33 protein-coding genes are annotated in these 23,831 nt (G+C 38.5%); 1 reads left to right on the top strand and 32 read right to left on the bottom strand.

Features of this window, described 5'->3' with window-relative positions; all coding sequences use genetic code 11:
* Window positions 1-15: 15 nt before the first annotated feature.
* The 30 genes from rpsK to rpsL all read right to left on the bottom strand — a co-directional run bounded on the left by rpsK (window position 16) and on the right by rpsL (window position 15,511).
* A complete protein-coding gene (gene rpsK / locus QM512_RS10110) occupies window positions 16-405 on the bottom strand; it encodes a 30S ribosomal protein S11 (protein ID WP_003647813.1) in 390 nt (129 codons plus the stop codon).
* A 24-nt stretch (window positions 406-429) separates the two neighbouring features.
* Window positions 430-777, bottom strand: a complete 348-nt coding sequence (rpsM, locus tag QM512_RS10105) for a 30S ribosomal protein S13 (protein ID WP_057717980.1) — start codon at window positions 775-777, stop codon at window positions 430-432.
* Between the two features lie 33 nt (window positions 778-810).
* Entirely contained in the window at window positions 811-927 is a 117-nt protein-coding gene (gene rpmJ, locus QM512_RS10100) for a 50S ribosomal protein L36 (protein WP_003647815.1), read from the bottom strand.
* 14 nt (window positions 928-941) lie between these two features.
* On the bottom strand, window positions 942-1,163 hold the full coding sequence (gene infA, locus QM512_RS10095) for a translation initiation factor IF-1 (protein ID WP_003647816.1): 222 nt from the start codon (window positions 1,161-1,163) through the stop codon (window positions 942-944).
* A gap of 73 nt (window positions 1,164-1,236) precedes the next feature.
* Window positions 1,237-1,890 carry an adenylate kinase gene (locus tag QM512_RS10090; RefSeq protein WP_282805515.1) on the bottom strand — a complete coding sequence of 218 codons (654 nt, stop codon included), beginning with the start codon at window positions 1,888-1,890 and terminating at the stop codon, window positions 1,237-1,239.
* Between the two features lie 11 nt (window positions 1,891-1,901).
* Window positions 1,902-3,197 (bottom strand): preprotein translocase subunit SecY, encoded by a 1,296-nt coding sequence (gene secY, locus QM512_RS10085; protein WP_003649458.1) that lies wholly within the window; start codon window positions 3,195-3,197, stop codon window positions 1,902-1,904.
* Window positions 3,197-3,637, bottom strand: coding sequence for a 50S ribosomal protein L15 (gene rplO, locus QM512_RS10080; RefSeq protein WP_003649460.1), 441 nt, complete (start codon window positions 3,635-3,637; stop codon window positions 3,197-3,199). The genes secY and rplO overlap by 1 nt, the downstream gene beginning before the upstream one ends.
* 25 nt (window positions 3,638-3,662) lie before the next feature.
* Window positions 3,663-3,848 carry a 50S ribosomal protein L30 gene (gene rpmD / locus QM512_RS10075; protein WP_024273012.1) on the bottom strand — a complete coding sequence of 62 codons (186 nt, stop codon included), beginning with the start codon at window positions 3,846-3,848 and terminating at the stop codon, window positions 3,663-3,665.
* 9 nt (window positions 3,849-3,857) lie between these two features.
* Complete coding sequence (gene rpsE, locus QM512_RS10070; RefSeq protein ID WP_003647820.1) at window positions 3,858-4,382, bottom strand: 30S ribosomal protein S5; 525 nt, start codon at window positions 4,380-4,382, stop codon at window positions 3,858-3,860.
* A gap of 17 nt (window positions 4,383-4,399) precedes the next feature.
* A complete protein-coding gene (gene rplR / locus QM512_RS10065; protein ID WP_003647821.1) occupies window positions 4,400-4,759 on the bottom strand; it encodes a 50S ribosomal protein L18 in 360 nt (119 codons plus the stop codon).
* Window positions 4,760-4,786: 27 nt separating this feature from the next.
* Window positions 4,787-5,317 carry a 50S ribosomal protein L6 gene (gene rplF, locus QM512_RS10060; RefSeq protein WP_011161522.1) on the bottom strand — a complete coding sequence of 177 codons (531 nt, stop codon included), beginning with the start codon at window positions 5,315-5,317 and terminating at the stop codon, window positions 4,787-4,789.
* Between the two features lie 24 nt (window positions 5,318-5,341).
* A complete protein-coding gene (gene rpsH, locus QM512_RS10055; RefSeq protein WP_003647823.1) occupies window positions 5,342-5,740 on the bottom strand; it encodes a 30S ribosomal protein S8 in 399 nt (132 codons plus the stop codon).
* 24 nt (window positions 5,741-5,764) lie between these two features.
* Entirely contained in the window at window positions 5,765-5,950 is a 186-nt protein-coding gene (locus tag QM512_RS10050; protein ID WP_003647824.1) for a type Z 30S ribosomal protein S14, read from the bottom strand.
* 14 nt (window positions 5,951-5,964) lie between these two features.
* A complete protein-coding gene (rplE, locus tag QM512_RS10045; protein ID WP_003649462.1) occupies window positions 5,965-6,507 on the bottom strand; it encodes a 50S ribosomal protein L5 in 543 nt (180 codons plus the stop codon).
* Between the two features lie 14 nt (window positions 6,508-6,521).
* The gene (gene rplX / locus QM512_RS10040; protein WP_004895861.1) at window positions 6,522-6,761 is read right to left on the bottom strand and encodes a 50S ribosomal protein L24; all 240 of its coding nucleotides are present in this window, start codon (window positions 6,759-6,761) and stop codon (window positions 6,522-6,524) included.
* Between the two features lie 20 nt (window positions 6,762-6,781).
* Window positions 6,782-7,150 (bottom strand): 50S ribosomal protein L14, encoded by a 369-nt coding sequence (gene rplN / locus QM512_RS10035; RefSeq protein ID WP_003647826.1) that lies wholly within the window; start codon window positions 7,148-7,150, stop codon window positions 6,782-6,784.
* A 33-nt stretch (window positions 7,151-7,183) separates the two neighbouring features.
* Window positions 7,184-7,450 carry a 30S ribosomal protein S17 gene (rpsQ, locus tag QM512_RS10030; RefSeq protein ID WP_003647827.1) on the bottom strand — a complete coding sequence of 89 codons (267 nt, stop codon included), beginning with the start codon at window positions 7,448-7,450 and terminating at the stop codon, window positions 7,184-7,186.
* Window positions 7,451-7,472: 22 nt separating this feature from the next.
* Window positions 7,473-7,670, bottom strand: coding sequence for a 50S ribosomal protein L29 (rpmC, locus tag QM512_RS10025; RefSeq protein ID WP_003647828.1), 198 nt, complete (start codon window positions 7,668-7,670; stop codon window positions 7,473-7,475).
* On the bottom strand, window positions 7,660-8,097 hold the full coding sequence (gene rplP, locus QM512_RS10020; RefSeq protein WP_003647829.1) for a 50S ribosomal protein L16: 438 nt from the start codon (window positions 8,095-8,097) through the stop codon (window positions 7,660-7,662). Before rplP ends, rpmC begins: the two co-directional genes overlap by 11 nt.
* 2 nt (window positions 8,098-8,099) lie before the next feature.
* Window positions 8,100-8,768, bottom strand: coding sequence for a 30S ribosomal protein S3 (gene rpsC, locus QM512_RS10015; protein WP_282805514.1), 669 nt, complete (start codon window positions 8,766-8,768; stop codon window positions 8,100-8,102).
* Window positions 8,769-8,782: 14 nt separating this feature from the next.
* Complete coding sequence (gene rplV / locus QM512_RS10010) at window positions 8,783-9,136, bottom strand: 50S ribosomal protein L22 (protein WP_003649465.1); 354 nt, start codon at window positions 9,134-9,136, stop codon at window positions 8,783-8,785.
* A 20-nt stretch (window positions 9,137-9,156) separates the two neighbouring features.
* A complete protein-coding gene (rpsS, locus tag QM512_RS10005) occupies window positions 9,157-9,444 on the bottom strand; it encodes a 30S ribosomal protein S19 (protein WP_003647831.1) in 288 nt (95 codons plus the stop codon).
* A 21-nt stretch (window positions 9,445-9,465) separates the two neighbouring features.
* The gene (gene rplB / locus QM512_RS10000) at window positions 9,466-10,302 is read right to left on the bottom strand and encodes a 50S ribosomal protein L2 (RefSeq protein ID WP_282805513.1); all 837 of its coding nucleotides are present in this window, start codon (window positions 10,300-10,302) and stop codon (window positions 9,466-9,468) included.
* Window positions 10,303-10,321: 19 nt separating this feature from the next.
* The gene (gene rplW, locus QM512_RS09995; RefSeq protein WP_004895873.1) at window positions 10,322-10,618 is read right to left on the bottom strand and encodes a 50S ribosomal protein L23; all 297 of its coding nucleotides are present in this window, start codon (window positions 10,616-10,618) and stop codon (window positions 10,322-10,324) included.
* Window positions 10,618-11,235 (bottom strand): 50S ribosomal protein L4, encoded by a 618-nt coding sequence (gene rplD / locus QM512_RS09990; RefSeq protein WP_003647834.1) that lies wholly within the window; start codon window positions 11,233-11,235, stop codon window positions 10,618-10,620. The genes rplW and rplD overlap by 1 nt, the downstream gene beginning before the upstream one ends.
* Window positions 11,236-11,249: 14 nt before the next feature.
* Complete coding sequence (gene rplC, locus QM512_RS09985) at window positions 11,250-11,879, bottom strand: 50S ribosomal protein L3 (RefSeq protein ID WP_003649467.1); 630 nt, start codon at window positions 11,877-11,879, stop codon at window positions 11,250-11,252.
* 26 nt (window positions 11,880-11,905) lie between these two features.
* The gene (gene rpsJ, locus QM512_RS09980; protein ID WP_003647835.1) at window positions 11,906-12,214 is read right to left on the bottom strand and encodes a 30S ribosomal protein S10; all 309 of its coding nucleotides are present in this window, start codon (window positions 12,212-12,214) and stop codon (window positions 11,906-11,908) included.
* Between the two features lie 269 nt (window positions 12,215-12,483).
* The gene (gene fusA, locus QM512_RS09975) at window positions 12,484-14,580 is read right to left on the bottom strand and encodes an elongation factor G (protein WP_057717990.1); all 2,097 of its coding nucleotides are present in this window, start codon (window positions 14,578-14,580) and stop codon (window positions 12,484-12,486) included.
* Window positions 14,581-14,609: 29 nt separating this feature from the next.
* Complete coding sequence (gene rpsG / locus QM512_RS09970; protein WP_004895884.1) at window positions 14,610-15,080, bottom strand: 30S ribosomal protein S7; 471 nt, start codon at window positions 15,078-15,080, stop codon at window positions 14,610-14,612.
* Between the two features lie 23 nt (window positions 15,081-15,103).
* Window positions 15,104-15,511 (bottom strand): 30S ribosomal protein S12, encoded by a 408-nt coding sequence (gene rpsL, locus QM512_RS09965; protein WP_003647838.1) that lies wholly within the window; start codon window positions 15,509-15,511, stop codon window positions 15,104-15,106.
* Between the two features lie 167 nt (window positions 15,512-15,678).
* On the opposite strand from rpsL, the gene QM512_RS09960 reads away from it, so the two are divergent.
* Window positions 15,679-16,356, top strand: a complete 678-nt coding sequence (locus QM512_RS09960) for a prepilin peptidase (RefSeq protein WP_282805512.1) — start codon at window positions 15,679-15,681, stop codon at window positions 16,354-16,356.
* A 65-nt stretch (window positions 16,357-16,421) separates the two neighbouring features.
* Here QM512_RS09960 and rpoC read toward each other — a convergent pair whose 3' ends face one another.
* Both rpoC and rpoB read right to left on the bottom strand, forming a co-directional pair.
* Window positions 16,422-20,093: a DNA-directed RNA polymerase subunit beta' gene (gene rpoC / locus QM512_RS09955; RefSeq protein ID WP_282805511.1), complete on the bottom strand. Its 3,672-nt coding sequence runs from the start codon at window positions 20,091-20,093 to the stop codon at window positions 16,422-16,424.
* 16 nt (window positions 20,094-20,109) lie between these two features.
* The gene (gene rpoB / locus QM512_RS09950; protein ID WP_282805510.1) at window positions 20,110-23,748 is read right to left on the bottom strand and encodes a DNA-directed RNA polymerase subunit beta; all 3,639 of its coding nucleotides are present in this window, start codon (window positions 23,746-23,748) and stop codon (window positions 20,110-20,112) included.
* Between the last annotated feature and the right edge of the window lie 83 nt (window positions 23,749-23,831).

The following is a 23,831-nucleotide window of genomic DNA, read 5'->3' as shown; positions in this document are numbered from 1 at the left end:
GCACGCAGGAATAAACTAGACACGACGACGTTTTGGTGGTCTGGAACCGTTGTGCGGCACTGGAGTAACGTCGCGAATAGCAGTGATTTCAAGACCTGCAGCTTGAAGTGCTCTAATAGCAGCTTCACGACCTGCACCTGGGCCTTTAACTGAAACTTCAACATGCTTCATGCCTTGATCCATTGCAGATTTTGCAGCTGCTTCTGCGGCCATTTGAGCAGCAAATGGTGTAGACTTACGACTACCCTTGAAACCTAAAGCACCAGCGGAAGACCATGCGACTGCGTTACCTTGTACGTCAGTAATCATGACCAAGGTATTGTTAAACGTAGAATGAATATGAGCAACGCCGCTTTCAACATGCTTCTTTACACGGCGTTTACGTGCTGTTTTCTTTGCAGCCATTAACTTAACCTCCTATTTAATAAATTATTTTCTCTTTGAACCCTTACGAGTACGAGCATTATTCTTGGTATTTTGACCACGAACTGGCAAGCCACGACGGTGACGAATACCACGGTATGAACCAATTTCAACTAAACGCTTAATGTTAAGACTAACTTCACGACGAAGATCACCTTCAACACGATATTTATCTACTTCGCTACGTAATTTTTCTTGATCTTCTGGAGTCAAGTCATTAGTACGAACATCTTCAGAAATACCAGCATCTTTACAAATCTTTTTTGCAGTTGGTTCACCAATACCATAGATATAAGTTAATGCGACTACAACTCTTTTATTTCTGGGTAAGTCAACACCAGCAATACGTGCCATTAAATTGCACCTCCTAATAAAAATATATAACTATTAACCTTGACGTTGTTTGTGCTTAGGGTTTGCAGAGCAAATCACCATAACACGACCATGTCTTTTGATAATCTTGCAATGTTCACACATTGGTTTAACAGATGGTCTAACTTTCATGTTTGCCTCCGTAATTACTTAATAAAACGATACGTAATCCTACCCTTAGTTAAATCATATGGTGATAATTCAACTGTTACTCTATCACCAGGTAAAATTCTAATGTAGTGCATTCTGATTTTACCAGAAACATGAGCTAAAATAGTTGCACCATTTTCTAATTCAACTTTAAACATAGCATTAGGTAAGGTATCGACTACCTTACCCTCAACTTCGATGACATCTTCTTTTGCCAAAATTGTTCCTCCACATGAACAAATAGTCACACTTAGGCATTATAACACGGAATGTAAAAAAAACAATAACAGACTAGTCTTTACTTAAAATTTTGTCAATGTCTTCAAATACTTTTTCCGGAGTTTGTTCACCGTTAACAGTTGAAAGAATTCCCTTTTCTTCATAAAAATCACGAAGAGGGGTATTCATTTTCTTGTTAACTTCTAAGCGATTTTTAACAACTTCTGGCTTGTCATCCTCACGTTGGAAAAATTCATGTCCGCCGCAACGATCACAAGTCCCTTCTACCTTAGTTGGATTTGAAATCTTGTTGTAAGTTGCACCACAATTTTTACAAATGTAACGTGCTGATAAACGCTTGATTAAAACATCTTCATCAACATCAATTGCAATTACATTAGTTAACGGTTTTTCCAACCGTTTAGTTATACCTTCAAGAAGTTCTGCTTGAACAGTGGTTCTTGGAAATCCATCTAAGATGAATCCATTCTTAGTGTCAGGTTGCTTAAGTCGTTCTTCAACTAACTTAGCAGTAACCTCATCAGGCACTAAGTTTCCTTTATCGATATAACTTTTAGCTTCTAAACCAACTGGAGTTTCATTAGCCATAGCTTCTCTAAACATATCACCAGTAGAAATATGTGCCAAGTGATACTTATCCACAATGCTTTCAGAAGCTGTTCCTTTGCCTGCACCAGGCAAACCTAAAAGAATTAAATTAATCATTTTTATCCTTACTATCTAATAAATCCAACGTATTCGCGTTTCATTAGCAACCCATCAACTTGACGAGCTAATTCTAAAACCACACCAATAACGATTAAAAGACTAGTTCCACCAAGACCAATTGAACTTGGTAAACCAAAAATATTTGTAGCAAGTTGTGGTAATAAGGCAACAAGGCCTAAAAATACCGCACCTACTGTAGATAATCTAATCAAAATTTTAGATACATATTTTTGTGTATCTTTTCCTGGCCAAACGCTAGGAATGTAGGCTCCTTGCTTTTGCAAGTTCTCAGCCAACTTTTCTGGATTTACTTGAACAAAGGCATAGAAGAAAGTGAACAAGATAATTAATAGTGTATAAATTAATGCACCCGGTGTGGTTTGTAAACTAAATATTTGATTACAAATCTTAAACCATTGTTCATTTCCATGAGATCTTTGGAAAGCCATCAAAATTGTAGCTGGTGTAATAATAAAGGAACTGGCAAAAATAACTGGAATAACTCCAGAAACGTTAACCTTTAGCGGTAGGAAACTTTCGGAGCCACTTGTTGCTGCTCTACGAGTATATTGAATAGGTACTCGTAAATCAGCCTGTTGAAACCATGTAACAAATTGAGTTACTAGTAAAATGGCAATAATGATCGCGATGAAGAACAAAATCCCTTGCCAACGATCGCTAGCACTATTATTAATAATGAAATCTTTAAATAACTGATAAATTCCATTAGGAAGTCGAGCAATGATACCTGCAAAAATAATTACAGATACACCATTTCCAAGACCCTTATCAGTGATTTCATCACCTAGCCAGGTCAAAAGCATTGTCCCAGCTGTCATAATAATGGCAATCTCAATATAGGTTTGAGGGGTTTGCGTTTTAACCAAACCCATTTCAGTTAAAACGTTAAAACCAAGAGTAATTCCTAGACTTTGAACAAAAGCAACGACTAACGTAAGATAACGCGTTACCTGATTTGTCTTTCGTCTTCCAACCTCTCCTTGTTTCCCCCACTCAACTAACTTAGGAACAATGTCCATTTGGAGTAATTGGATAACAATCTGAGCAGTAATGTAAGGTGAAACACCAAGTGAAAAGATTGAATATGTATCTAATCCACCACCACTAACTGTATCCAACATTGGGACTAAACCAGTCTGTGCAACCCGTGTAATAGCTTTTGCATTAACTCCCGGAACAGTAATATTAGCTCCGATTCGATAAAGCAATAGGATAAAGAGAGTAAAAAAGATCTTTGATCTAATATCTTTATCCTTAAAGGCGTTCTTCAAGGTCGAGAACATTAGATCACCTCAACAGTTCCGCCAGCGGCTTCAACAGCTTTTTTAGCAGCTTCTGAGGCTTTGTTAACTTTTACAGTTAACTTAACCTTTAATTCACCGTTAGCTAACAACTTAACTCCTGCAAGTTCTTTTTTAACTAAACCTGATGATTTCAATGTATCGATAGTTACTTCACTACCATCATCAAATCTGTTTAAATCATTTAAATTAATAATAGCGTATTCTTTGCGGTTAACATTCTTGAAACCACGCTTAGGCATTCTTCTGAATAATGGCATTTGACCACCTTCGAAACCTAAACGAGTCTTACCACCAGTACGAGCTAATTGACCTTTTTGACCACGACCAGCAGTTTTACCGTAACCACTAGAAGTACCACGACCAACACGCTTTCTGTTGCGACGTGAACCTTCATTTGGTTTTAATTCATTAAGCTTCATTAATTGGCACCTCCTTGGATTCTAATTACTTATTAACCTCTTCAACTGAGATCAGGTGAGCAATCTTCAATAAAGCGCCACGAGTTGCAGCGTTGTCTGGAAGAACAACAGTGCTATTTACCTTACCAAGACCAAGAGCTTTAACAATTTTTCTTTGTTTTGGAAGACGGTGTGCGACGCTTTTAATTAAGGTAACTTTTAAATCCATTATTTAATCTCCTTAATCTTCTAAGCTTTTTGCTGACTCACGAAGTTTCAAAACATCTTCACGAGTCTTTAACTTACTCAAACCGTCCATAGTAGCACGGATAACATTGATTGGTGTATTTGAACCAAGTGATTTAGAAGTAACATCTGAAATACCAGCTAAATCCATGATAATACGAACAGCACCACCAGCAGCAACACCAGAACCAGCTTCAGCAGGCTTCAACATAATGTTACCAGAACCGTAATGGCCCATAACTTCATGTGGAATAGTAGTACCAACAGTAGGTACCTTAATCATTCTCTTTTTACCAGCTTCAACAGCCTTGCGGATAGCTTCTGGGACTTCTTGAGCCTTACCAGTACCAAAACCTACATGACCTTTTCTATCGCCGACGATTACAACAGCAGCAAATCTCATGCGACGACCACCCTTAACAACCTTGGTGATCCGGTTAATTGCTACTAATTGATCTTCAATATCGTCTTTTTTACGATCTTTACGAGAATCTCTACGAGAATCGTTGCGGTTTGCCATTAGTTAATTCTCCTTTCCTAGAATTCTAATCCGTTTTCACGTGCTGCATCAGCAAGAGCTTGTACACGACCGTGGTATAAGTAACCACTTCTATCAAATACAACACTCTTGATGTTCTTCTTAGCAGCAGTTTCAGCTAAAGCTTTACCTACTTCAGCAGCTTGTTCCATTTTAGAACCTTCAGCTGAAATGTTTTTATCATTTGTTGAGGCACTTGCAAGCGTTACACCCTCTACATCATCAATTAATTGAGCGTAGATGTTTTTGTTTGAACGGAAAACACTTAAGCGTGGGCGCTCAGCAGTACCAGAAATCTTTCCACGAATACGTTTATGACGCTTTAAGCGTAATTTGTTTTTATCTGGTTTAGAAATCACAATTTCACCTCAAAAATTTTCTATTTATTATTTACCAGTCTTACCTTCCTTGCGACGTACATATTCATCTTCGTAACGAATACCTTTACCCTTGTAAGGTTCTGGTGGACGAACATCACGAATTTCTGCCGCAAATTGACCTACAACTTGTTTTGAAATACCTTCAATTTCAATTGAAGTTGCTGATGGAGTTTTAACAGTAATACCTTCTGGTGCTTCAAATTCAACTGGGTGAGAGTAACCAACATTTAATGTTAATTTCTTACCTTGTGCAACTGCACGGTATCCAACACCAACTAAAGTTAACTTCTTAACATATCCATCAGTTACACCTTCAATCATGGAAGCAAGATTTGCTCTTTCAGTACCATGAAGAGCTTTATCAGCTTCACTTGAACGACTAAAATGAATTTCTCCATCTTTTTGTTCAAAGGTAATGCGTGGATCAAAGTATCTAGTAAGTTCACCTTTTGGTCCCTTAACAGTGATGTCGTCACCATTCTTGGTAACTGTGACCTTTTCAGGAACCTCGATGACCTTTAAACCAATTCGGCTCATTAATAGTTCTCCTTTCTGTCAAAATTACCAAACGTAAGCAATAACTTCGCCGCCGACGTTCTTTTCTCTAGCTTCTTTATCAGTAATCACACCTGCAGAAGTAGAAATGATAGCAATACCAAGACCATTAAGAACTTTTGGTAAGTTTTCTGCACTTACGTAATTTCTTAAACCAGGCTTAGAAATACGCTTTAAACCTGAAATAACACGTTCGTTATTAGGACCGTACTTCAAGAAAATCTTGATCATACCTTGTTTGTTGTCATCTTCAACTTGGTAATCGCGAATAAAGCCTTCGTTCTTTAAGATTTCACTAAGTGATTTCTTCATTGATGATGCAGGAATCTCAACAGAACTGTGCTTTGCCATGTTAGCATTTCTAATTCTAGTCAAGTAATCTGCAATAGGATCTGTCATGACCATTTAATTTGCCTCCTTTACCGTTAATTACCAACTTGCCTTTTTAACACCAGGAATTTGACCCTTGTGTGCTAAGTCTTTTAAGCAAATACGGCATAATTTGAACTTGCGGTAAACAGAGTGTGGACGGCCACATCTCTCGCAACGAGTGTATTCACGAGATGAAAACTTAGCAGGACGATGATTTCTGACGATTTGTGATGTTTTAGCCATTAATGTCCTCCAAATTATTTAGCAAAAGGCATACCAAACTCAGTAAGAAGTTCACGAGCTTCTTCATCAGTATTGGCAGTAGTTACAATAACAACGTCCAAACCTCTAACACGGTTTACCTTGTCGTAATCAATTTCTGGGAAAATCAATTGTTCCTTGATACCTAAAGTGTAGTTACCACGACCATCAAATGATCTAGAACTAATCCCACGGAAATCACGAACTCGAGGAAGAGAAACGTTGATTAATTTGTATAAGAAATCGTACATTCTGTCGCCTCTAAGAGTAACCTTAGCACCGATAGACATACCTTCACGTAAACGGAAGTTAGCGATTGATTTCTTAGCTTTAGTAATCAAAGGCTTTTGACCTGAGATTAAAGTCAATTCTTCTACAGCTTCATCAAGATTCTTAGCATTAGAAACTGCATCACCGACACCCATGTTTAAAACGATTTTATCAATCTTAGGAATTTCCATAACTGAATCGTAATTAAACTTCTTGTTCATAGCTGGTGCGATTTCATTTGAATATTTTTCTACTAAACTGTTTGCCATGTGCGTCCTCCCTCCTATTTGTTGTTATCTTCTTTTTTAGCAATAACTTTTACATTAGATGCATGGATAGAACCTTCTTTTTCTACCACACCACCATTAGCGTTGGTTTGTGAAGGTTTCTCATGCTTTTTGATCTTATTAACACCTTTGACAACGATACGGTTAGTCTTGGCGTTGACTGAAAGTACAGTGCCTTCTTTGCCTTTATCTTTACCGGCAATAACTTTTACTTTGTCACCTGTTTTAACAAACATCAGTGCACCTCCCTAAAAAATTATAAGACTTCAGGAGCAAGAGATACGATCTTCATGAAATCGTGCTCACGCAGTTCACGGGCTACAGGCCCAAAAATACGAGTTCCACGAGGACTCTTATCAGCATTAATTACAACTGCTGCATTTTCGTCGAACTTGATGTATGAACCATCTTCACGGCGTGCACCTGATTTTGTTCTAACAATAACTGCTTTAACAACATCACCTTTTTTGACAACGCCACCTGGTGTTGCTTGTTTAACAGCAGCAACTACGATATCACCAATATTACCGGTCTTACGCTTAGAACCACCTAAAATCTTGATAACTAGGAGTTCTCTTGCACCGGAGTTGTCAGCAACCTTTAAACGGCTTTCGTGTTGGATCACTAGTTTATCCTCCCCTCAATAAAATCCGCGTAATTAAATTGACTTCTTAACAATCTTAGTTAGACGGTAACGCTTCGCATGTGATAATGGACGGGTTTCCATGATACGAACAGTATCGCCAATCTTAGCTTCGTTGTTTTCATCGTGAGCGTAATACTTCTTTGAGTACTTGATACGCTTCTTATAAACAGGGTGGTTCTTGTAAGTATCTACAACAACTGTAATAGTCTTATCCATCTTGTCAGAAACAACTCGACCTTGGTATACGTGACGATTATTTCTTTCGTTAGTTTCGCTCAAGTTAATAACTCCCTTCCGTTAACTAATTCTTGCTCAATTCTTTTTCGCTAAGAATTGTCTTAATTCTAGCAATGTTCTTGCGGACTTGTCTCAAGCGAGCGGTGTTCTCTAATTGACCCGTTGCTTGTTGGAAACGCAAATTAAAAAGTTCTTCTTTATATTGCTTTTCCTTTTCTAACATTTGATCAGTGGTTAATGCTCTGATATCTTTAGCCTTCATTAGATTCGCCACCTACTTCCGAACTCTTCTTAACAAACTTAGTCTTAATTGGAAGCTTGTTTGAAGCAAGTCTTAAAGCTTCACGAGCAACGTCTTCTGAAACGCCACCGATTTCAAACATAATCTTGCCTCTTTTAACAACTGCTACCCAACCAGCTGGTGCACCTTTACCGGAACCCATACGAACACCAACACCTTTTGCAGTGTAGGATTTTTGTGGGAAGATTCTAATCCAAACACGTCCGCCACGCTTCATGAAACGAGTCATAGCAATACGAGCAGCTTCGATTTGTCTATTAGTAATCCAGTGAGATTCAACAGCTTCTAAACCATATTCACCAAATGCAATGGTCTTTCCACCTTTGGCTTCACCACGCATCTTACCGCGAAATTCACGACGGTGCTTTACACGCTTAGGTACTAACACTATTAGTTTCCTCCCTTCGCTTTCTTAGAAGGTTTGTTCTTACGTTGTGGTAAAATTTCACCACGATTAATCCAAACCTTAACACCAATTTGACCATAAGTAGTTGCAGCTTCTACCCAAGCATAATCAATATCTGCTCTTAAAGTATGAAGTGGAACACTACCTTCAGTATGCCATTCTCTTCTGGCCATATCAGCACCATTCAAACGACCAGCAGTTTGAACCTTGATACCCTTGGCACCAGAACGCATAGATCTTTGAGTTGCTTGACGAGTTGCACGTCTAAATGCAATTCTTGCTTCAAGTTGACGAGCAATACCTTCACCAACTAATTTAGCATCTAAATCAGGCTTCTTAATTTCAACAATATTAATGTGAACGTTCTTCTTAGTTAAAGCGCTAAGTTCTTTTCTTAAAGCTTCGACTTCCTTACCGCCTTTACCAATAACCATACCTGGCTTAGCAGTGTGGATAGAAATGTTAATTCTGTTTGCAGCACGTTCAATTTCCACAGTGGAAACAGATGCATCAGCTAACTTTTCAGAGATGAACTTTCTAATACGTAAATCTTCATTTAAAGTGTCAGCGTAGTTTTTGTCTGCATACCACTTTGCTTCCCAATCACGGTTAACACCGAGACGGAAACCATTTGGGTTAATCTTTTGACCCATTAAATTTACCTCCCTTAATCGTTCTTCTCAGATACTACAACTACTACGTGGCTAGTTCTCTTGTTAATTGGAGAAGCCATACCCTTAGCACGTGGACGGAATCTCTTTAAAGTTGCACCTTCGTTAACGTATGCTTCTGATACGTAAAGATTTGCACTTTCAAGATCGTAGTTGTGTTCAGCATTTGCAATAGCTGACTTCAATACTTTTTCAACGATTGGGGAAGCAGCTCTTGGCGTAAATTGTAAGATTGCGAGAGCTTCAGCAACACTCTTTCCACGAATAAGGTCTACTACCAAACGGGCTTTTCTAGGAGCGATGCGAACTGTTCTTGCTTCAGCTTTAGCTGAACTAATTTGTTCTGCCATTTAGATGTCTCTCCTTCCTATTATTTACCTACTGTAGTAGTGGCCTTATCAGCGACCTTGTGACCGCGGAAAGTTCTAGTAGGTACGAATTCACCTAACTTATGACCAACCATATCTTCAGTAATGTATACTGGCACATGTTTTCTACCATCGTAAACAGCTATTGTGAAACCAACAAAGGAAGGGAAAATAGTTGAACGACGAGACCATGTTTTAATTACTTGCTTCTTTTCGGAACCTTCTTGGGCTTCGATCTTCTTTAAAAGGCTTGCATCAGCAAAAGGACCTTTTTTAATACTACGGCTCATTAATTAACCTCCTTCGTTTAATTATTTGTTACCTTTACGGTGACGAATAATAAGTTTTTCACTTCTAGCCTTAGAGTTTCTAGTCTTAATACCACGAGACTTCTTACCCCATGGAGTCATAGGTTGTGGACGACCAACTGGAGCCTTACCTTCACCACCACCATGTGGGTGATCGTTAGGGTTCATTACGGAACCACGAGATTGTGGACGTTTACCCAACCAACGCTTACGACCAGCTTTACCTAATTGAATTAATGAGTGTTGTTCATTACCAACAGAACCGATAGTAGCACGGCAAGTTGATAAAATTCTACGAACTTCACCACTTTGAAGTCTAACTAAAGTGTACTTACCGTCATTACCAAGAACTTGGGCAACAGTACCAGCACTTCTTACTAATTGACCACCTTTACCAGGCTTCAATTCGATATTGTGAATTTCAGTACCAGCTGGAATAGCAGATAATGGTAATGCATTACCTGGTTTGATATCAGCATTTGGACCAGATTCAACAACAGTACCAACTTCTAAACCTTTAGGTGCTAAGATGTAAGCCTTAATACCATCAGTGTAGTGAAGAAGAGCGATGTTAGCAGTTCTATTTGGATCATATTCAATAGCCTTAACAACTGCTTTTACATCATCCTTGTTACGCTTGAAGTCAATGATACGGTATTTTTGTTTATGACCACCACCACGGTGTCTAACAGTAATATGACCGTATGAGTTACGACCAGCAGTATGACTTTGAGATTCAAGTAAAGTCTTTTCAGGCTTTTTCTTGGTAATTTCAGCAAAGTCGGAAGAAGTCATATTACGTCTGCCGTTTGTAGTTGGCTTATATTTGATAATTGCCAATTGACTGACCTCCTATTTACTAATTTTCTTTATTATCATTGAAGATCTTAATGTCATTAGAATCTTCAGTTAAAGTAACGATTGCTTTTCTACGGCGAGCAGTCTTACCAGTGTAACGACCAACTCTCTTTTCTTTACCGCGAACGTTCATAATGTTAACATTCTTAACTTTTACATCAAAAATTTCTTCAATTGCATTACGAACTTGAGTCTTGGTAGCTGATACAAGCACATCAAAAGTATACTTCTTATCATCCATTAAGTTCATGGATTTTTCGGTAACTACAGGCCGTAAGATGATATCACGTGCATCCATTATGCCAAAACCTCCTCAATTCTCTTAATAGCGTCTTGAGTTAATACAAGTTTTTGGTAGTCAACCGCATCAACAACATTTAAGCCATTAACAGGTACAACTTTCACTTTTGGAAGGTTCTTACCTGATAATTGAACATTCTTATCATCAGACACAACTAAAACCTTACCAGAAACATTAGCATTATCTAAGATAGCCTTTAATTCTTTAGTCTTAGGTGCTTCTAAAGTTAATTGATCAAGAATGATTAAATCTTTGTCAGCAACTTTTTGGGAAAGAACTGACTTCATAGCTAAACGACGTGCTTTACGAGGCATATCCATCTTGTATGAACGAGGAGTTGGGCCAAATACAGTACCACCACCACGCCATTGTGGAGCTCTAATAGAACCTTGACGAGCACGACCAGTACCTTTTTGTCTCCAAGGCTTCTTACCACCGCCACGAACAGCTGATCTATTCTTTACAGCAGAAGTACCTTGACGCTTACCAGCTCTTTGTCTAATGATAGCATCAAAAACAACACTTTCATTAGGTTCAATACCGAAGATTTCTTCATTTAAATCCACATTACCTGCAGACTTACCTTTTTGATCGATAATTTCTAAATTAGCCATTATAGTCCTCCTTCCTATTTAGCAGCTTTAGCAGCAGATTTTACAAAAATTAATGAGTTCTTTGCACCTGGAACATTACCCTTGATTAAAAGTACGTTCTTTTCAGGTACAACTTTTTCGATTACTAAGTTTTGTACGGTAACTTTCTTGCCACCCATGTGACCAGGTAACTTCTTACCCTTAGGTACACGGTTAATGATCGAACCCATTGAACCTGGGATTCTGTGATATCTAGAACCGTGGGTTTCTGGACCTCTTGATTGGCCCCAACGCTTGATGTTACCTTGAGTACCATGACCTCTTGTAGTTCCAGTAACGTCAACTACGTCACCTTCACTAAATGAGTCCACCGTGATTTCTGAGCCGACTTCGTAATCCTTAAGCTCGACATCGCGGATTTCCCGAATGAAGCGCTTAGGTGAAGTCTTTGCTTTTGCAGCATGACCTTTGGCAGGTTTGTTGCTCAATACTTCACGCATATCTTGGTAACCTACTTGAACTGCTTCGTAACCGTCTGATTCGTTAGTTTTAACTTGTAAAACAACGTTAGGGGTTGCTTCAATAACAGTTACAGGAACCAAGATACCATTTTTAGTGAAGATTTGAGTCATACCGACCTTTCTTCCTAAGATTCCTTTGGTCATGATTACACCTCCATATATGTTTTAAATTATAATTTAATCTCGATATCAACGCCGCTTGGTAAATCAAGCTTCATTAATGAATCAACAGTCTTAGGTGTTGGATTCAAAATATCAATTAAACGCTTGTGTGTACGGATTTCAAATTGTTCACGTGAATCTTTGTTCTTGTGTGGTGAACGTAAAACAGTGAATAAAGTTCTTTCCGTAGGTAGTGGAACAGGACCAGAAATTTGTGCTCCTGTTCTTTCAGCAGTAGCTACGATCTTCGCAGCTGATTCATCGAGAATACCATGTTCGTATGACTTTAATCTAATACGAATTTGTTGACTTGCCATCTAATAACCTCCTTCGTCTTCTTTAAAAGATGACTAGCTCGGCAAAAATTACCGACTCACCTCTGTGGCAATGCAGCCTGGTGTGCCGCAACCTTTTGCGTCAAAGCATTGCTTTTGTGCGCGGGGTATGCCCCTCCAATATTTTCGCACGTTTACTATTGTACTGTGTCTTTCCTTAAATAGCAAGCTTTCTCAGCATTTTATTTTATTTTTTATGCAAAAAAAGAGATATCATTTGATATCTCTTTTTCAAACTCTCTATTTATAAATTATTCAGCGTCTTCTCCACCACGTTTTTTGATGATTTCAGCTTGAATAGACTTAGGAGTTGGTGAGTAGTGGTCAAATACCATTGTAAATGTACCACGACCTTGAGTTGATGAACGCAAAGTAGTTGCGTAACCAAACATTTCTGAAAGTGGAACGAATGAGTTAATTACCTTAGCACCAGCTCTATCTTCCATACCTTCCATAGAACCACGACGTGCAGTAATTGATCCCATTACATCACCCAAGTATTCTTCTGGAGTAGTTACTTGAACTTTCATGATAGGTTCAAGGATAACTGCACCAGCCTTAGAAGCAGCGTTTCTCAAAGCAAGAGAAGCAGCAACCTTGAAGGCAGCTTCTGATGAGTCGACTTCGTGATAACTACCATCGTATAACTTAGCCTTAACATCAATTAATGGGTAACCTGCAAGAACACCATTCTTCATAGCTTCTTGTAAACCTTGGTCAACTGAAGGAATAAATTCACGAGGAACAACACCACCAACGATAGCGTCTTCGAATTCGTAACCTTTACCTTCTTCGTTTGGAGTAAATTCAATCCAAACATCACCATATTGACCTTTACCACCGGATTGACGAACAAACTTACCTTGTGCTTTAGCTTCCTTAGTGAAAGTTTCACGGTAAGCAACTTGAGGTTCACCAATAGTTGCTTCAACGTTAAATTCACGCTTCATACGTTCAACCATGATATCCAAGTGCAATTCACCCATACCAGAAATCAAAGTTTGACCAGTTTCTGGGTTAGTTTCTGCACGGAAAGTTGGGTCTTCTTCAGTAAGCTTTTGTAAAGCAACATCCATCTTATCACGGTCAGCCTTTGACTTCGGTTCAACAGATACTTGGATAACTGGATCTGGAACTTGTAAGCTTTCCAAAATAAGTGGGTGATCTGGATCAGTTAAAGAATCACCAGTAGTAGTGTTCTTCAAACCAATAGCACCAGCGATATCACCTGAGAATACTTCAGGGATTTCAGTTCTTGAGTTAGCGTGCATTTGAAGCAAACGACCAACACGTTCACGCGCATTCTTTGATGCATTCAATACGTAAGAACCAGATTGAAGTGAACCAGTGTAAACACGGATGAAAGTTAAACGACCAACAAATGGGTCAGTAGCAATCTTAAATGCTAAAGCTGCAAATGGCTTCTTATCATCAGCCATAAGTTCAACTTCATCACCAGTCTTAGGATCATGAGCAACATAAGGTTTTACGTCAAGTGGTGATGGTAAGTAATCAATAACACCATCAAGCATCATTTGAACACCCTTGTTCTTAAATGCTGAACCAGCGTAAACTGGGAAGAATTCTAAGTTCAAAGTAGCTTTACGGATAGCTGCCTTTAATTCGTCATTAGAAATTTCTTCACCACCAAGGTACTTGTCCATAATGCCATCATCAACATCGGCAACAGCTTCAATTAATTCGTTACGACGCTTTAAAGCTTCTTCCTTGTATTCATCGGGAACAGGAATAGTATCCCATTTTGAACCAAGTTTATCTTCATCGTAAACATCAGCTACCATGTTAATCAAGTCAATAACACCTTCAAAGGTATCAGCTGAACCAATAGGCATTTGAACAGCTTGAGCGTTTGCGTTCAAACGTTCATGCAATGACTTAACAGACTTGTCAAAGTCAGCACCAATCTTGTCCATCTTGTTAACGAAAACGATACGAGGAACACCGTAAGTTTCAGCTTGACGCCAAACATTTTCAGTTTGTGGTTCAACACCAGCTTGAGCATCAAGAACAGTTACGGCACCATCAAGAACACGAAGGGAACGTTCTACTTCGATAGTAAAGTCAACGTGTCCTGGGGTATCGATAATGTTAATTCTGTAATCCTTCCATTGAGCAGTAGTAGCTGCGGAAGTAATAGTGATACCACGTTCCTTTTCTTCATCCATCCAGTCCATTTGTGAGTCACCTTCGTGAGTTTCACCAATTTTGTGGATCTTACCAGTATAGTACAAAATACGTTCAGTAGTAGTAGTTTTACCGGCATCGATGTGGGCCATGATACCAATGTTACGTGTCTTATCCAAAGGGAATTCACGTTTGTTAGCCATAAGATTAATCTCCTTTTACAAACTAACGATTAGAAGCGGTAGTGAGCAAATGCACGGTTTGCTTCTGCCATTCTGTGGACGTCTTCACGTTTCTTAACTGCTGAACCAGTATTGTTAGCAGCATCCATGATTTCATTTGCAAGACGTTCATCCATAGTATGTTCATTACGTAAACGAGCGTAAGAAACAAGCCATCTTAAGCCAAGAGTAGTTCTTCTTTCTGGGCGAACTTCAACTGGGATTTGGTAGTTAGAACCACCGATACGGCGAGCCTTAACTTCCAAAACTGGCATAACATTGTTCATTGCTTCTTCAAAAACTTCAACTGGTTCTTTACCAGTCTTATCTTGAATGATACCAAAAGCATCGTAAAGAATTGAAGATGCCTTTGCCTTCTTACCATCAATCATTAAGTGGTTAATTAACTTAGTAACCAATTTAGAGTTGTAAACTGGATCTGCTAAAACATCTCTCTTAGCAATATTACCTTTTCTAGGCATTAGTAGTCCCTCCTATTAACTGTTTAACCCTTCTTAGCACCGTACTTAGAACGGCCTTGTTTTCTACCATCAACACCTGCAGTATCCAAAGCACCACGAATGATGTGGTAACGAACACCAGGAAGGTCCTTTACACGACCACCACGAATTAAAACAACGGAGTGTTCTTGCAAGTTGTGACCAATACCAGGGATGTAAGCAGTAACTTCGATTAAGTTTGAAAGACGAACACGAGCGTACTTACGTAAAGCTGAGTTAGGCTTCTTAGGTGTCATAGTACCTACACGAGTTGCAACACCACGCATTTGAGGTGCTGGGTTGTAGTTCATCTTTTTCTTCATGCTGTTGTAAGCATAGTTTAAAGCTGGTGAATCAGATTTAGTCGTCTTTGAGTGACGGCCTTTTCTAACCAATTGGTTAATTGTTGGCATTAAAATTTCCTCCTAAAATTGTTCACACATCCGGGAGTTTCTTTTCTGACCTCACGGATATCATGTTTTTAATAGCACAATGGCTAGTGTAACATGATTTTTTAATTCCGTAAACAATTTAAAAAAACTTTTTTAATTTTGCGTATATAAATACTGGAGGTTAATTTATGTCAAAATATTTAATTTATCTACTTAATTTTACTGTCGGAAGTATCATAGGCTCACATTTATTAGTAATCGTTCAGCGCTTTGAAAAAGAAAATTTTATTTCGGCTAAGTCTCATTGCGATAGCTGTAAAATTCCCCTTACGCTTATAAATCAGATTCCTATTTTCTCTTTTATTAAATATCGAGGAAAATGTTTTTTCTGTCAAACTCCTATTTCCCCTGAAACCCTTTACTGTGAAATAATTGGTGGGTTTGCTTTCTTACCACTTGATCCCTATCACGATTTAACTTCATATTTCCTGATTACCTTTATTTTTCTCCTCAGTATTTTTGATTATCTAGAACAATCTTTTCCAATCTATCCTCTTATACCTTTATTTGTCCTTACAATATTAAAAATGATGGGTAATGCTCCAAACTATGCTGAATTTGAATGGTTCTTAATTCTTATTGTTCTTTCTATTTTTTTAATAATGAATTTAAGAAAGAAATTTGGATATGGAGATACGATAATTTTTATTATTCTTATGTTTTACTATAATTTCTATCTGGCGGAATATCTTTTCTTACTATCTTCTATTTTTCTAATACTTATTTACATATTTGATCGCGATAAGCACTCGTATCCCTTCATACCTTTTATTTTCCTAAGTATTATTTTCTATAACTATGTATAAAAAAAGCCTATTTGCTTTCGCAAATAGGCTTTTTTAACACAAATGTTTAAGTTTTGAAAGGACAATTAGTCAGCTGAACCGTTATCTTTTTCCGCATCAGCTGCAGCTAATTTCTTTTCGATATCAGCTATAGAATACACTGACTTTTTCTTTTCATCTTCAGGAACATCAGCTTTAGGTTCCATTTCACGGTAAACTGGCATACCAGTACCTGCAGGAATAATCTTACCGATAATAACATTTTCCTTAAGACCAAGTAATGGATCGTTCTTTCCGCGAATAGAAGCATCAGTAAGAACACGAGTAGTTTCCTGGAATGAAGCTGCAGATAAGAAACTGTTAGTTTCAAGAGCGGCCTTGGTAATACCAAGAATTACACTTTGTGCAGTTGCAGGAATACCACCAGAAATAATTACTTCCCGGTTTCTTGCCTTAAATTCACCAATATCCATTAATTCACCTGGTAAGATATCAGTTTCACCTGGGTCAAGAATACGAACTTTTTGAAGCATTTGACGTGCCATAACTTCAACGTGCTTATCAGCAATTTCTACACCCTGCATTCTATAAGCTTTTTGAATTTCGCTTAGAATGTATTTTTCAGTAGTCAATGCATCACGTACACGAATCAATTCCTTAGGATCGATAGAACCAAGAGTCAATTTATCTCCACGTACAACATGGTCACCTTCAGCAACTGCTACAGATGCAGTATATGGTACATCATAAGTACGAGTATCTGTTTGACCCTTTACAGTAATTTGGCGAGTGTGTTCTGCTGGATCTTCTTCAATTGAAGTTATTTCACCAGTTACTTCAGAAATTGTTGCACGTCCCTTAGGGTTACGAGCTTCAAATAATTCTTGAACACGAGGTAAACCTTGAGTAATATCTGCAGCACCGGCAACACCACCGTTGTGGAAGTTACGCATAGTTAACTGAGTACCAGGTTCACCGATTGATTGAGCAGCAACAGTACCTACTGCTTCACCAACTTCAACATCATCACCAGTAGCAAGGTTCATACCGTAACACTTCTTACATACACCATGTTGAGTGTTGCAAGTAAATACGGAACGAATAGTTACTTCTGTTACACCAGCGTCAACAATCTTATGAGCCATATCTTCATCCATCAAGACATCTGCTGGGCAAATAACTTCATGAGTTTCTGGATCATAAACACTCTTAGAAGTGTAGCGACCAACTAAACGATCAAACAATGGTTCAATCATTTCGTCACCTTCAGTGATTGCATGAACAGTCAAACCACGATCAGTACCACAATCTTCTTCACGAATAATAACGTCTTGCGCTACGTCTACCAAACGACGAGTTAAGTAACCTGAGTTGGCAGTCTTCAAGGCAGTATCCGTCATACCTTTACGGGCACCGTGAGTAGACATGAACATTTCCAAAACAGATAACCCTTCACGGAAGTTTGAAGTAACAGGAATTTCCATCATTCCTCCGTTAGGAGCAGCCATCAATCCACGCATACCAGCAAGTTGAGTAAAGTTAGAAATGTTACCACGAGCACCAGAGTCAGCCATGATTGTGATTGGGTTTCTTGGAGCATGAATTTGAGCAATTTCGTTTTGAACAATATCTTTACAATTATTCCAAATGCTAATTACTCGGTCGTGTCTTTCTTCATCAGTGATCAAACCGCGACGATATTGCTTAGAAACTACATCAACCTTCTTACGAGCTTCTGCTACGATATCATCCTTATCAGTAATTGTAGGAATATCTTCGACACCAATAGTCAAACCAGAAGTAGTACATACTGTGTAACCTAATTCCTTCAAGTCATCCAAGAAATCAGAAGTTCTCTGAACCTTGTAATCCTTGTAAATTTGAGCAATAGAATCTGATAAGAATCCCTTCTTAAAGGCCTTTCCAAGCTTCATATTATCAAGCTTTTCATGGATATCTTCACCTGGTTGCAAGAAGTATCTTTCATCTACAGGATGAGTAAGATTTTCTTGAGTAGGGTCATTAATATAGAAGAAATCCTTAGGGAAAATTTGGTTAAAGACTAACTTACCATAAGTAGTTACAAAGATACCATGTTCATATCCCTTTGGCCATGGCTTTTCAGGCATTGAATCTGCTGCTAAACCAATACGAGTGTGGTAGTGAATGTCACCATTTGCATAAGCAATAGCTGCTTCAGCTGGTGAATCAAAAATCATACCTTCACCTTCACGACCACGTTCTGCTTGAGTTAACCAGTAGTTACCCAAAACAATATCCTGAGAAGGAGTAACGATTGGCTTACCATCCTTAGGAGCTAAGATGTGGTGAGCAGCAAGCATAAGCAAACGAGATTCTGCTACAGCTTCATCAGATAATGGAACGTGAATGGCCATCTGGTCACCATCGAAGTCAGCATTGTAAGCTTCACAAGCAAGTGGGTGAAGACGAATTGACTTACCTGGCACCAAAACTGGTTCAAATGCTTGAATACCTAGACGGTGAAGAGTAGGTGCACGGTTCAAGAGAACTGGTCTTTCCTTAATTACATCTTCTAAGATATCCCAGATATCGTCGTCTTCACGATCAATCTTACGCTTAGCATTCTTAATATTAGATGCTAAACCACGTTTTACCAATTCATGCATTACAAATGGCTTAAATAGCTCTAAAGCCATTGGACGTGGAACACCACATTGATAGAACTTCAATTTAGGTGAAACATCGATAACTGAACGACCTGAGTAGTCGACACGTTTACCAAGCAAGTTTTGACGAAAACGTCCTTGCTTACCTTTTAACATGTGAGAAAGAGACTTAAGTGGACGGTTACCTGGTCCTACAACTGGACGACCACGTCTACCGTTATCAATTAATGCATCAACAGCTTCTTGAAGCATACGTTTTTCATTTTGAACGATAATTCTTGGTGCATTTAAATCTAATAATCTCTTCAAACGATTGTTACGGTTAATTACACGTCTATATAAATCGTTCAAGTCAGAAGTAGCGAAACGACCACCATCAAGCTGAACCATTGGTCTTAAGTCAGGTGGAATAACAGGAATACAATCCATTACCATCCATGAAGGCTTATTGCCAGAGTTCTTAAATGCATCTAAGATATCTAATCTTCTGATAGCACGAGTTCTCTTTTGACCAGTAGCAGTCTTTAATTCTTCTTTTAAGTCATGAACTTCTTTATCAATATCTACTTGTTCAAGAAGTTCCTTTACAGCTTCAGCTCCCATTTTAGCTTCAAAACGGTTGCCAAATTTTGCTTTCTTTTCACGATATTCAGCTTCTGTAAGAAGTTGCTTATCTTCAAGATCGGTATCACCTGCGTCAATTACAATATATGCAGCAAAATAAATTACTTCTTCAAGAGCACGAGGTGAAATATCTAAAACTAATCCCATACGAGATGGAATACCTTTGAAATACCAGATATGTGAAACTGGTGCAGCCAATTCAATGTGGCCCATGCGTTCTCTTCTAACTTTAGCAGAAGTTACTTCTACACCACATCGATCACAAACAATACCGCGATAGCGAATACCCTTGTACTTACCACAAGCACAAGACCAGTCTTTAGTTGGTCCGAAAATTCTTTCATCGAACAAACCATCTTTTTCTGGTTTCAAAGTACGATAGTTGATAGTTTCTGGCTTTTTAACTTCACCATAAGACCAACTTCTGATCTTGTTTGGAGAAGCCAAACCGATTTGCATACTTTCAAACTTATTTACGTCGATCAAAAGTTTAACCTCCTATTTACTTAGAAACCTTATCATCAGATGAAGTTGAAGAATCACTCTGATCTACAGGTTCAGCTGATTTATCATCTTTCTTTGCAGCTTCTTCGGCCAACTTCTTCTTTTCTTGTTGTTCAGCAAGCTTAGATAAAGTATCAATGTTGAAGTGATCATTAGAATCATCATCCATGTCACGTAATTCAATTTCCTTATGATCCATATCTAAGACTTTAATATCCAAACCTAAGGATTGAAGTTCCTTAACAAGAACTCTAAATGATTCTGGAACACCTGGTTTTGGAATTCTTTCGCCCTTGACAATAGCTTCATATGCCTTAACACGACCAACAACATCATCTGACTTGTAAGTCAAAATTTCTTGTAATGTGTATGCAGCACCGTAAGCTTCAAGAGCCCAAACTTCCATTTCACCGAAACGCTGACCACCGAATTGTGCTTTACCACCAAGTGGTTGTTGAGTAACAAGTGAGTAAGGCCCAATTGAACGTGCGTGAATCTTGTCATCAACCATGTGAGTCAACTTCAAGTAGTACATAATACCTACTGAAACACGGTTGTGGAATGGTTCACCAGTACGTCCATCGTAAAGAACAGTCTTACCGTCTTTACCAATACCAGCTTCACGAACCATGTTCCACATATCATCTTCAGAAGCACCATCAAATACTGGAGTGGCAACATGAATACCCAATTGCTTAGCCGCAATACCTAAGTGTAATTCAAGAACCTGTCCAATGTTCATACGTGAAGGCACACCCATTGGGTTCAAACAAATGTCTACTGGACGACCATCTGGTAAGTATGGCATATCTTCTTCAGGACAAACTAAGGCAATAGTACCTTTGTTTCCGTGACGACCAGACATCTTGTCACCAACCTGAATTTTACGCTTTTGAACGATGTAGACACGAACCATCTTGTTTACACCAGGTGGTAATTCGTCTCCTGCTTCACGAGTGAAGACTTGTACGTTTTGAACAATACCGCCACCACCATGTGGTACACGTAAGGAAGTATCACGAACTTCACGAGCCTTCTCACCAAAGATAGCGTGAAGCAAACGCTCTTCAGCAGATAATTCAGTCACACCCTTTGGAGTAACTTTACCAACTAAGATATCACCGTCTTGAACTTCGGCACCAATACGTACAATCCCCTCTTCATCAAGGTCTTTAAGTGCATCTTCACCAACGTTTGGAATTTCACGTGTGATTTCTTCAGGTCCAAGCTTAGTATCACGAGCTTCTGATTCATAGTCTTCAATATGGATAGATGTGTAAACATCATCTTTAACCATACGTTCAGAAATCATAACGGCATCTTCATAGTTGTACATGTTCCAAGTCAAGAACGCAATAATTGGGTTTTGACCTAGAGCTAATTCGCCGTTTTCCATTGCTGGACCATCAGCAATAACTTCGTCAGCTACTACTCTTTCACCTTGCTTAACAGCTGGTGTTTGGTTGTAGTTCTTTGTAGCGTTTGAACGACGGAATTTTTCAAGAACATACTTATCTAAAGTATCGTCGTCTCTTCTAATTCTAATTTCGTTTGCATCAACGTATTCAACTACACCAGGCGCCTTAGCAACTAATGCATCCCCAGAGTCATGAGCAGCACGGTATTCCATACCAGTACCAACAATTGGAGCATGTGGATTAATCAATGGAACAGCCTGACGTTGGTGGTTAGCACCCATCAAAGCACGGTTAGAGTCATCGTTTTCAAGGAAAGGAATACATGCAGAAGTTACTGAAACTACTTGCTTAGGAATAACGTCCATGTAGTCAATCTTATCAGGCGTAACTTCAAGGTTATCTTCCTTGTGACGAGCTAAAACAATTTTATCCTTGAAGGAACCATCTTCGTTTAATGGGGCGTTGGCACCGGCAATAATGTAATTATCTTCAACATCAGCAGTTAAGTAATCAATCTTGTCAGTAACCTTGTGCGTATCCCAAGAAACACGACGGTATGGTGTTTCAATAAAACCATACTTATTAACAATAGCGTAAGTTGCCAAAGAGTTAATCAAACCAATGTTAGGTCCTTCAGGAGTTTCAATAGGACATAAACGACCATAGTGAGTATAGTGCACGTCACGAACTTCATATCCAGCACGGTCACGAGACAAACCACCAGGTCCTAAGGCAGACATACGACGTTTGTGAGTTAACTCACCAAGTGGATTGTTTTGGTCCATGAACTGTGACAATTGTGATGAACCAAAGAATTCCTTAACTGAAGCAACAACAGGACGAATGTTAATTAATTGTTGTGGTGTAACTGTGGAAATGTCTTGAATTGACATTCTTTCACGTACAACACGTTCCATTCTTGCTAAACCAATTCTAAATTGGTTTTGAAGTAATTCACCTACACGACGAATACGACGGTTACCTAAGTGGTCAATATCGTCAGTAGTTCCAATGTTGTCTTGAAGGTCAAAGAAGTAGTTAATTGATGCCAATACATCGGCTGGAGTTAAGTGCTTAACATCATCAGCAATATGACCGTTAGACATTAACTTAATTACACGTTCAGGATCAACCTTAGAATATACTTTAATTTCTTGAACTGTTACTGGATCAGGTAATACACCTTCTTTTGAAGGTTCATAAGTTACCATCTTAAAGTCGTCACGATCTAAGTAAGGTGATAATTTATCAAGAACTTCATGAGTAACAACGTCACCCTTCTTAGCGATAATTTCACCAGTATCAGGATCAGCTAAAGTTTCAGCCAAAGTTTGTCTTAATAAACGATTCTTTAAAGAAAGTTTCTTATTGATCTTGTAACGACCAACAGGAGCTAAATCGTATCTTCTTGGATCAAAGAATCTAGCATACAAAAGTGAACGAGAAGAATCAGTTGTCTTAGGTTCACCTGGACGTAATCTTTCGTAAATATCCTTTAATGCTTCTGCAACACGAGAGTCAGCAGGATTCTTGTGGATATCTTTTTCCAAAGTGAAACGAAGTGAATCACTTTCACCAAACATATCAGCAACTTCACTGTCAGAGCCAAATCCTAAAGCACGAATTAAAACAGTCAAAGGAAGCTTACGAGTACGGTCAATACGAACATAAGCTAAATCCTTAGCATCAGTTTCATATTCAAGCCATGCACCACGGTTAGGAATAACTGTAGCACCGAAAATTTGGCGACCATTTTTATCAAAATCTGAATGATAGTAAACACCAGGAGATCTAACAAGCTGAGAAACAATAACTCTCTCAGCACCATTAATAACGAAAGTACCTGAATCTGTCATTAATGGGAATTCTCCGAAGAAAACGTCTTGAGTCTTAATTTCTCCAGTTTCATGGTTGGTTAACTTTAAAGTTACATGAAGAGGAGCAGAGTAATTAGCATCGTGATCACGTGCTTCTTCAAGAGTGTATTTTGGCTTCAAAAGTTTGTAGTCAACAAACTCTAAAGAAAGTTTTCCTGAAAAGTCTGAAATCGGCATAATGTCGTCAAACATTTCACGAATACCTTCATTAAGAAACCACTTGTAAGATTGCGTTTGTACATCAGTCAAGTTAGGTAACTTCAATACTTCTTTAATTCGAGAGAAGCTACGTCTTGTCCGGTGACTACCGTAGTTCACAGCGTGTCCTAACAAAGAAAACATCCTTTCTTGTATAAGAATCTAAATATTACATTTGTGTTACAAATTGCAAAAAGTCAAAATTTGGGTACAAAAAAACAAAAACA

It is taken from the genome of Lactobacillus isalae, assembly GCF_947539375.1.
In the GTDB taxonomy this organism is placed as follows: Bacteria; Bacillota; Bacilli; order Lactobacillales; family Lactobacillaceae; genus Lactobacillus; species Lactobacillus isalae.
Note: the sequence above shows the minus strand (reverse complement) of the source record. Positions and strands in the feature narration are given on the sequence as shown.

Bases quoted from the DNA above. Each gene is read 5' to 3' on its own strand.
- rpsS (WP_003647831.1), bottom strand. From the start codon at position 9,444: ATGAGCCGTAGTATTAAAAAAGGTCCTTTTGCTGATGCAAGCCTTTTA.
- secY (WP_003649458.1), bottom strand. From the start codon at position 3,197: ATGTTCTCGACCTTGAAGAACGCCTTTAAGGATAAAGATATTAGATCA.
- rplV (WP_003649465.1), bottom strand. From the start codon at position 9,136: ATGGCAGAACAAATTAGTTCAGCTAAAGCTGAAGCAAGAACAGTTCGC.
- rpsM (WP_057717980.1), bottom strand. From the start codon at position 777: ATGGCACGTATTGCTGGTGTTGACTTACCCAGAAATAAAAGAGTTGTA.
- rplO (WP_003649460.1), bottom strand. From the start codon at position 3,637: ATGAAGCTTAATGAATTAAAACCAAATGAAGGTTCACGTCGCAACAGA.
- rplD (WP_003647834.1), bottom strand. From the start codon at position 11,235: ATGGCTAATTTAGAAATTATCGATCAAAAAGGTAAGTCTGCAGGTAAT.
- rplW (WP_004895873.1), bottom strand. From the start codon at position 10,618: ATGGATGCACGTGATATCATCTTACGGCCTGTAGTTACCGAAAAATCC.
- rpsG (WP_004895884.1), bottom strand. From the start codon at position 15,080: ATGCCTAGAAAAGGTAATATTGCTAAGAGAGATGTTTTAGCAGATCCA.
- rpmC (WP_003647828.1), bottom strand. From the start codon at position 7,670: ATGAAGGCTAAAGATATCAGAGCATTAACCACTGATCAAATGTTAGAA.
- QM512_RS10050 (WP_003647824.1), bottom strand. From the start codon at position 5,950: ATGGCTAAAACATCACAAATCGTCAGAAATCATCGTCCTGCTAAGTTT.
- rplX (WP_004895861.1), bottom strand. From the start codon at position 6,761: ATGTTTGTTAAAACAGGTGACAAAGTAAAAGTTATTGCCGGTAAAGAT.
- rplF (WP_011161522.1), bottom strand. From the start codon at position 5,317: ATGAGCCGAATTGGTTTAAAGGTCATCGAGGTTCCTGAAAAGGTCACA.
- rplE (WP_003649462.1), bottom strand. From the start codon at position 6,507: ATGGCAAACAGTTTAGTAGAAAAATATTCAAATGAAATCGCACCAGCT.
- QM512_RS09960 (WP_282805512.1), top strand. From the start codon at position 15,679: ATGTCAAAATATTTAATTTATCTACTTAATTTTACTGTCGGAAGTATC.
- rpsE (WP_003647820.1), bottom strand. From the start codon at position 4,382: ATGGCAAACCGCAACGATTCTCGTAGAGATTCTCGTAAAGATCGTAAA.
- rpsC (WP_282805514.1), bottom strand. From the start codon at position 8,768: ATGGGTCAAAAGATTAACCCAAATGGTTTCCGTCTCGGTGTTAACCGT.
- QM512_RS10090 (WP_282805515.1), bottom strand. From the start codon at position 1,890: ATGATTAATTTAATTCTTTTAGGTTTGCCTGGTGCAGGCAAAGGAACA.
- rpsL (WP_003647838.1), bottom strand. From the start codon at position 15,511: ATGCCAACAATTAACCAATTGGTTAGAAAAGGCCGTCACTCAAAGACG.
- rplC (WP_003649467.1), bottom strand. From the start codon at position 11,879: ATGACCAAAGGAATCTTAGGAAGAAAGGTCGGTATGACTCAAATCTTC.
- rpoB (WP_282805510.1), bottom strand. From the start codon at position 23,748: ATGTTTTCTTTGTTAGGACACGCTGTGAACTACGGTAGTCACCGGACA.
- rpmJ (WP_003647815.1), bottom strand. From the start codon at position 927: ATGAAAGTTAGACCATCTGTTAAACCAATGTGTGAACATTGCAAGATT.
- rpsK (WP_003647813.1), bottom strand. From the start codon at position 405: ATGGCTGCAAAGAAAACAGCACGTAAACGCCGTGTAAAGAAGCATGTT.
- rpsH (WP_003647823.1), bottom strand. From the start codon at position 5,740: ATGGTCATGACAGATCCTATTGCAGATTACTTGACTAGAATTAGAAAT.
- fusA (WP_057717990.1), bottom strand. From the start codon at position 14,580: ATGGCTAACAAACGTGAATTCCCTTTGGATAAGACACGTAACATTGGT.
- rpsJ (WP_003647835.1), bottom strand. From the start codon at position 12,214: ATGGCAAGTCAACAAATTCGTATTAGATTAAAGTCATACGAACATGGT.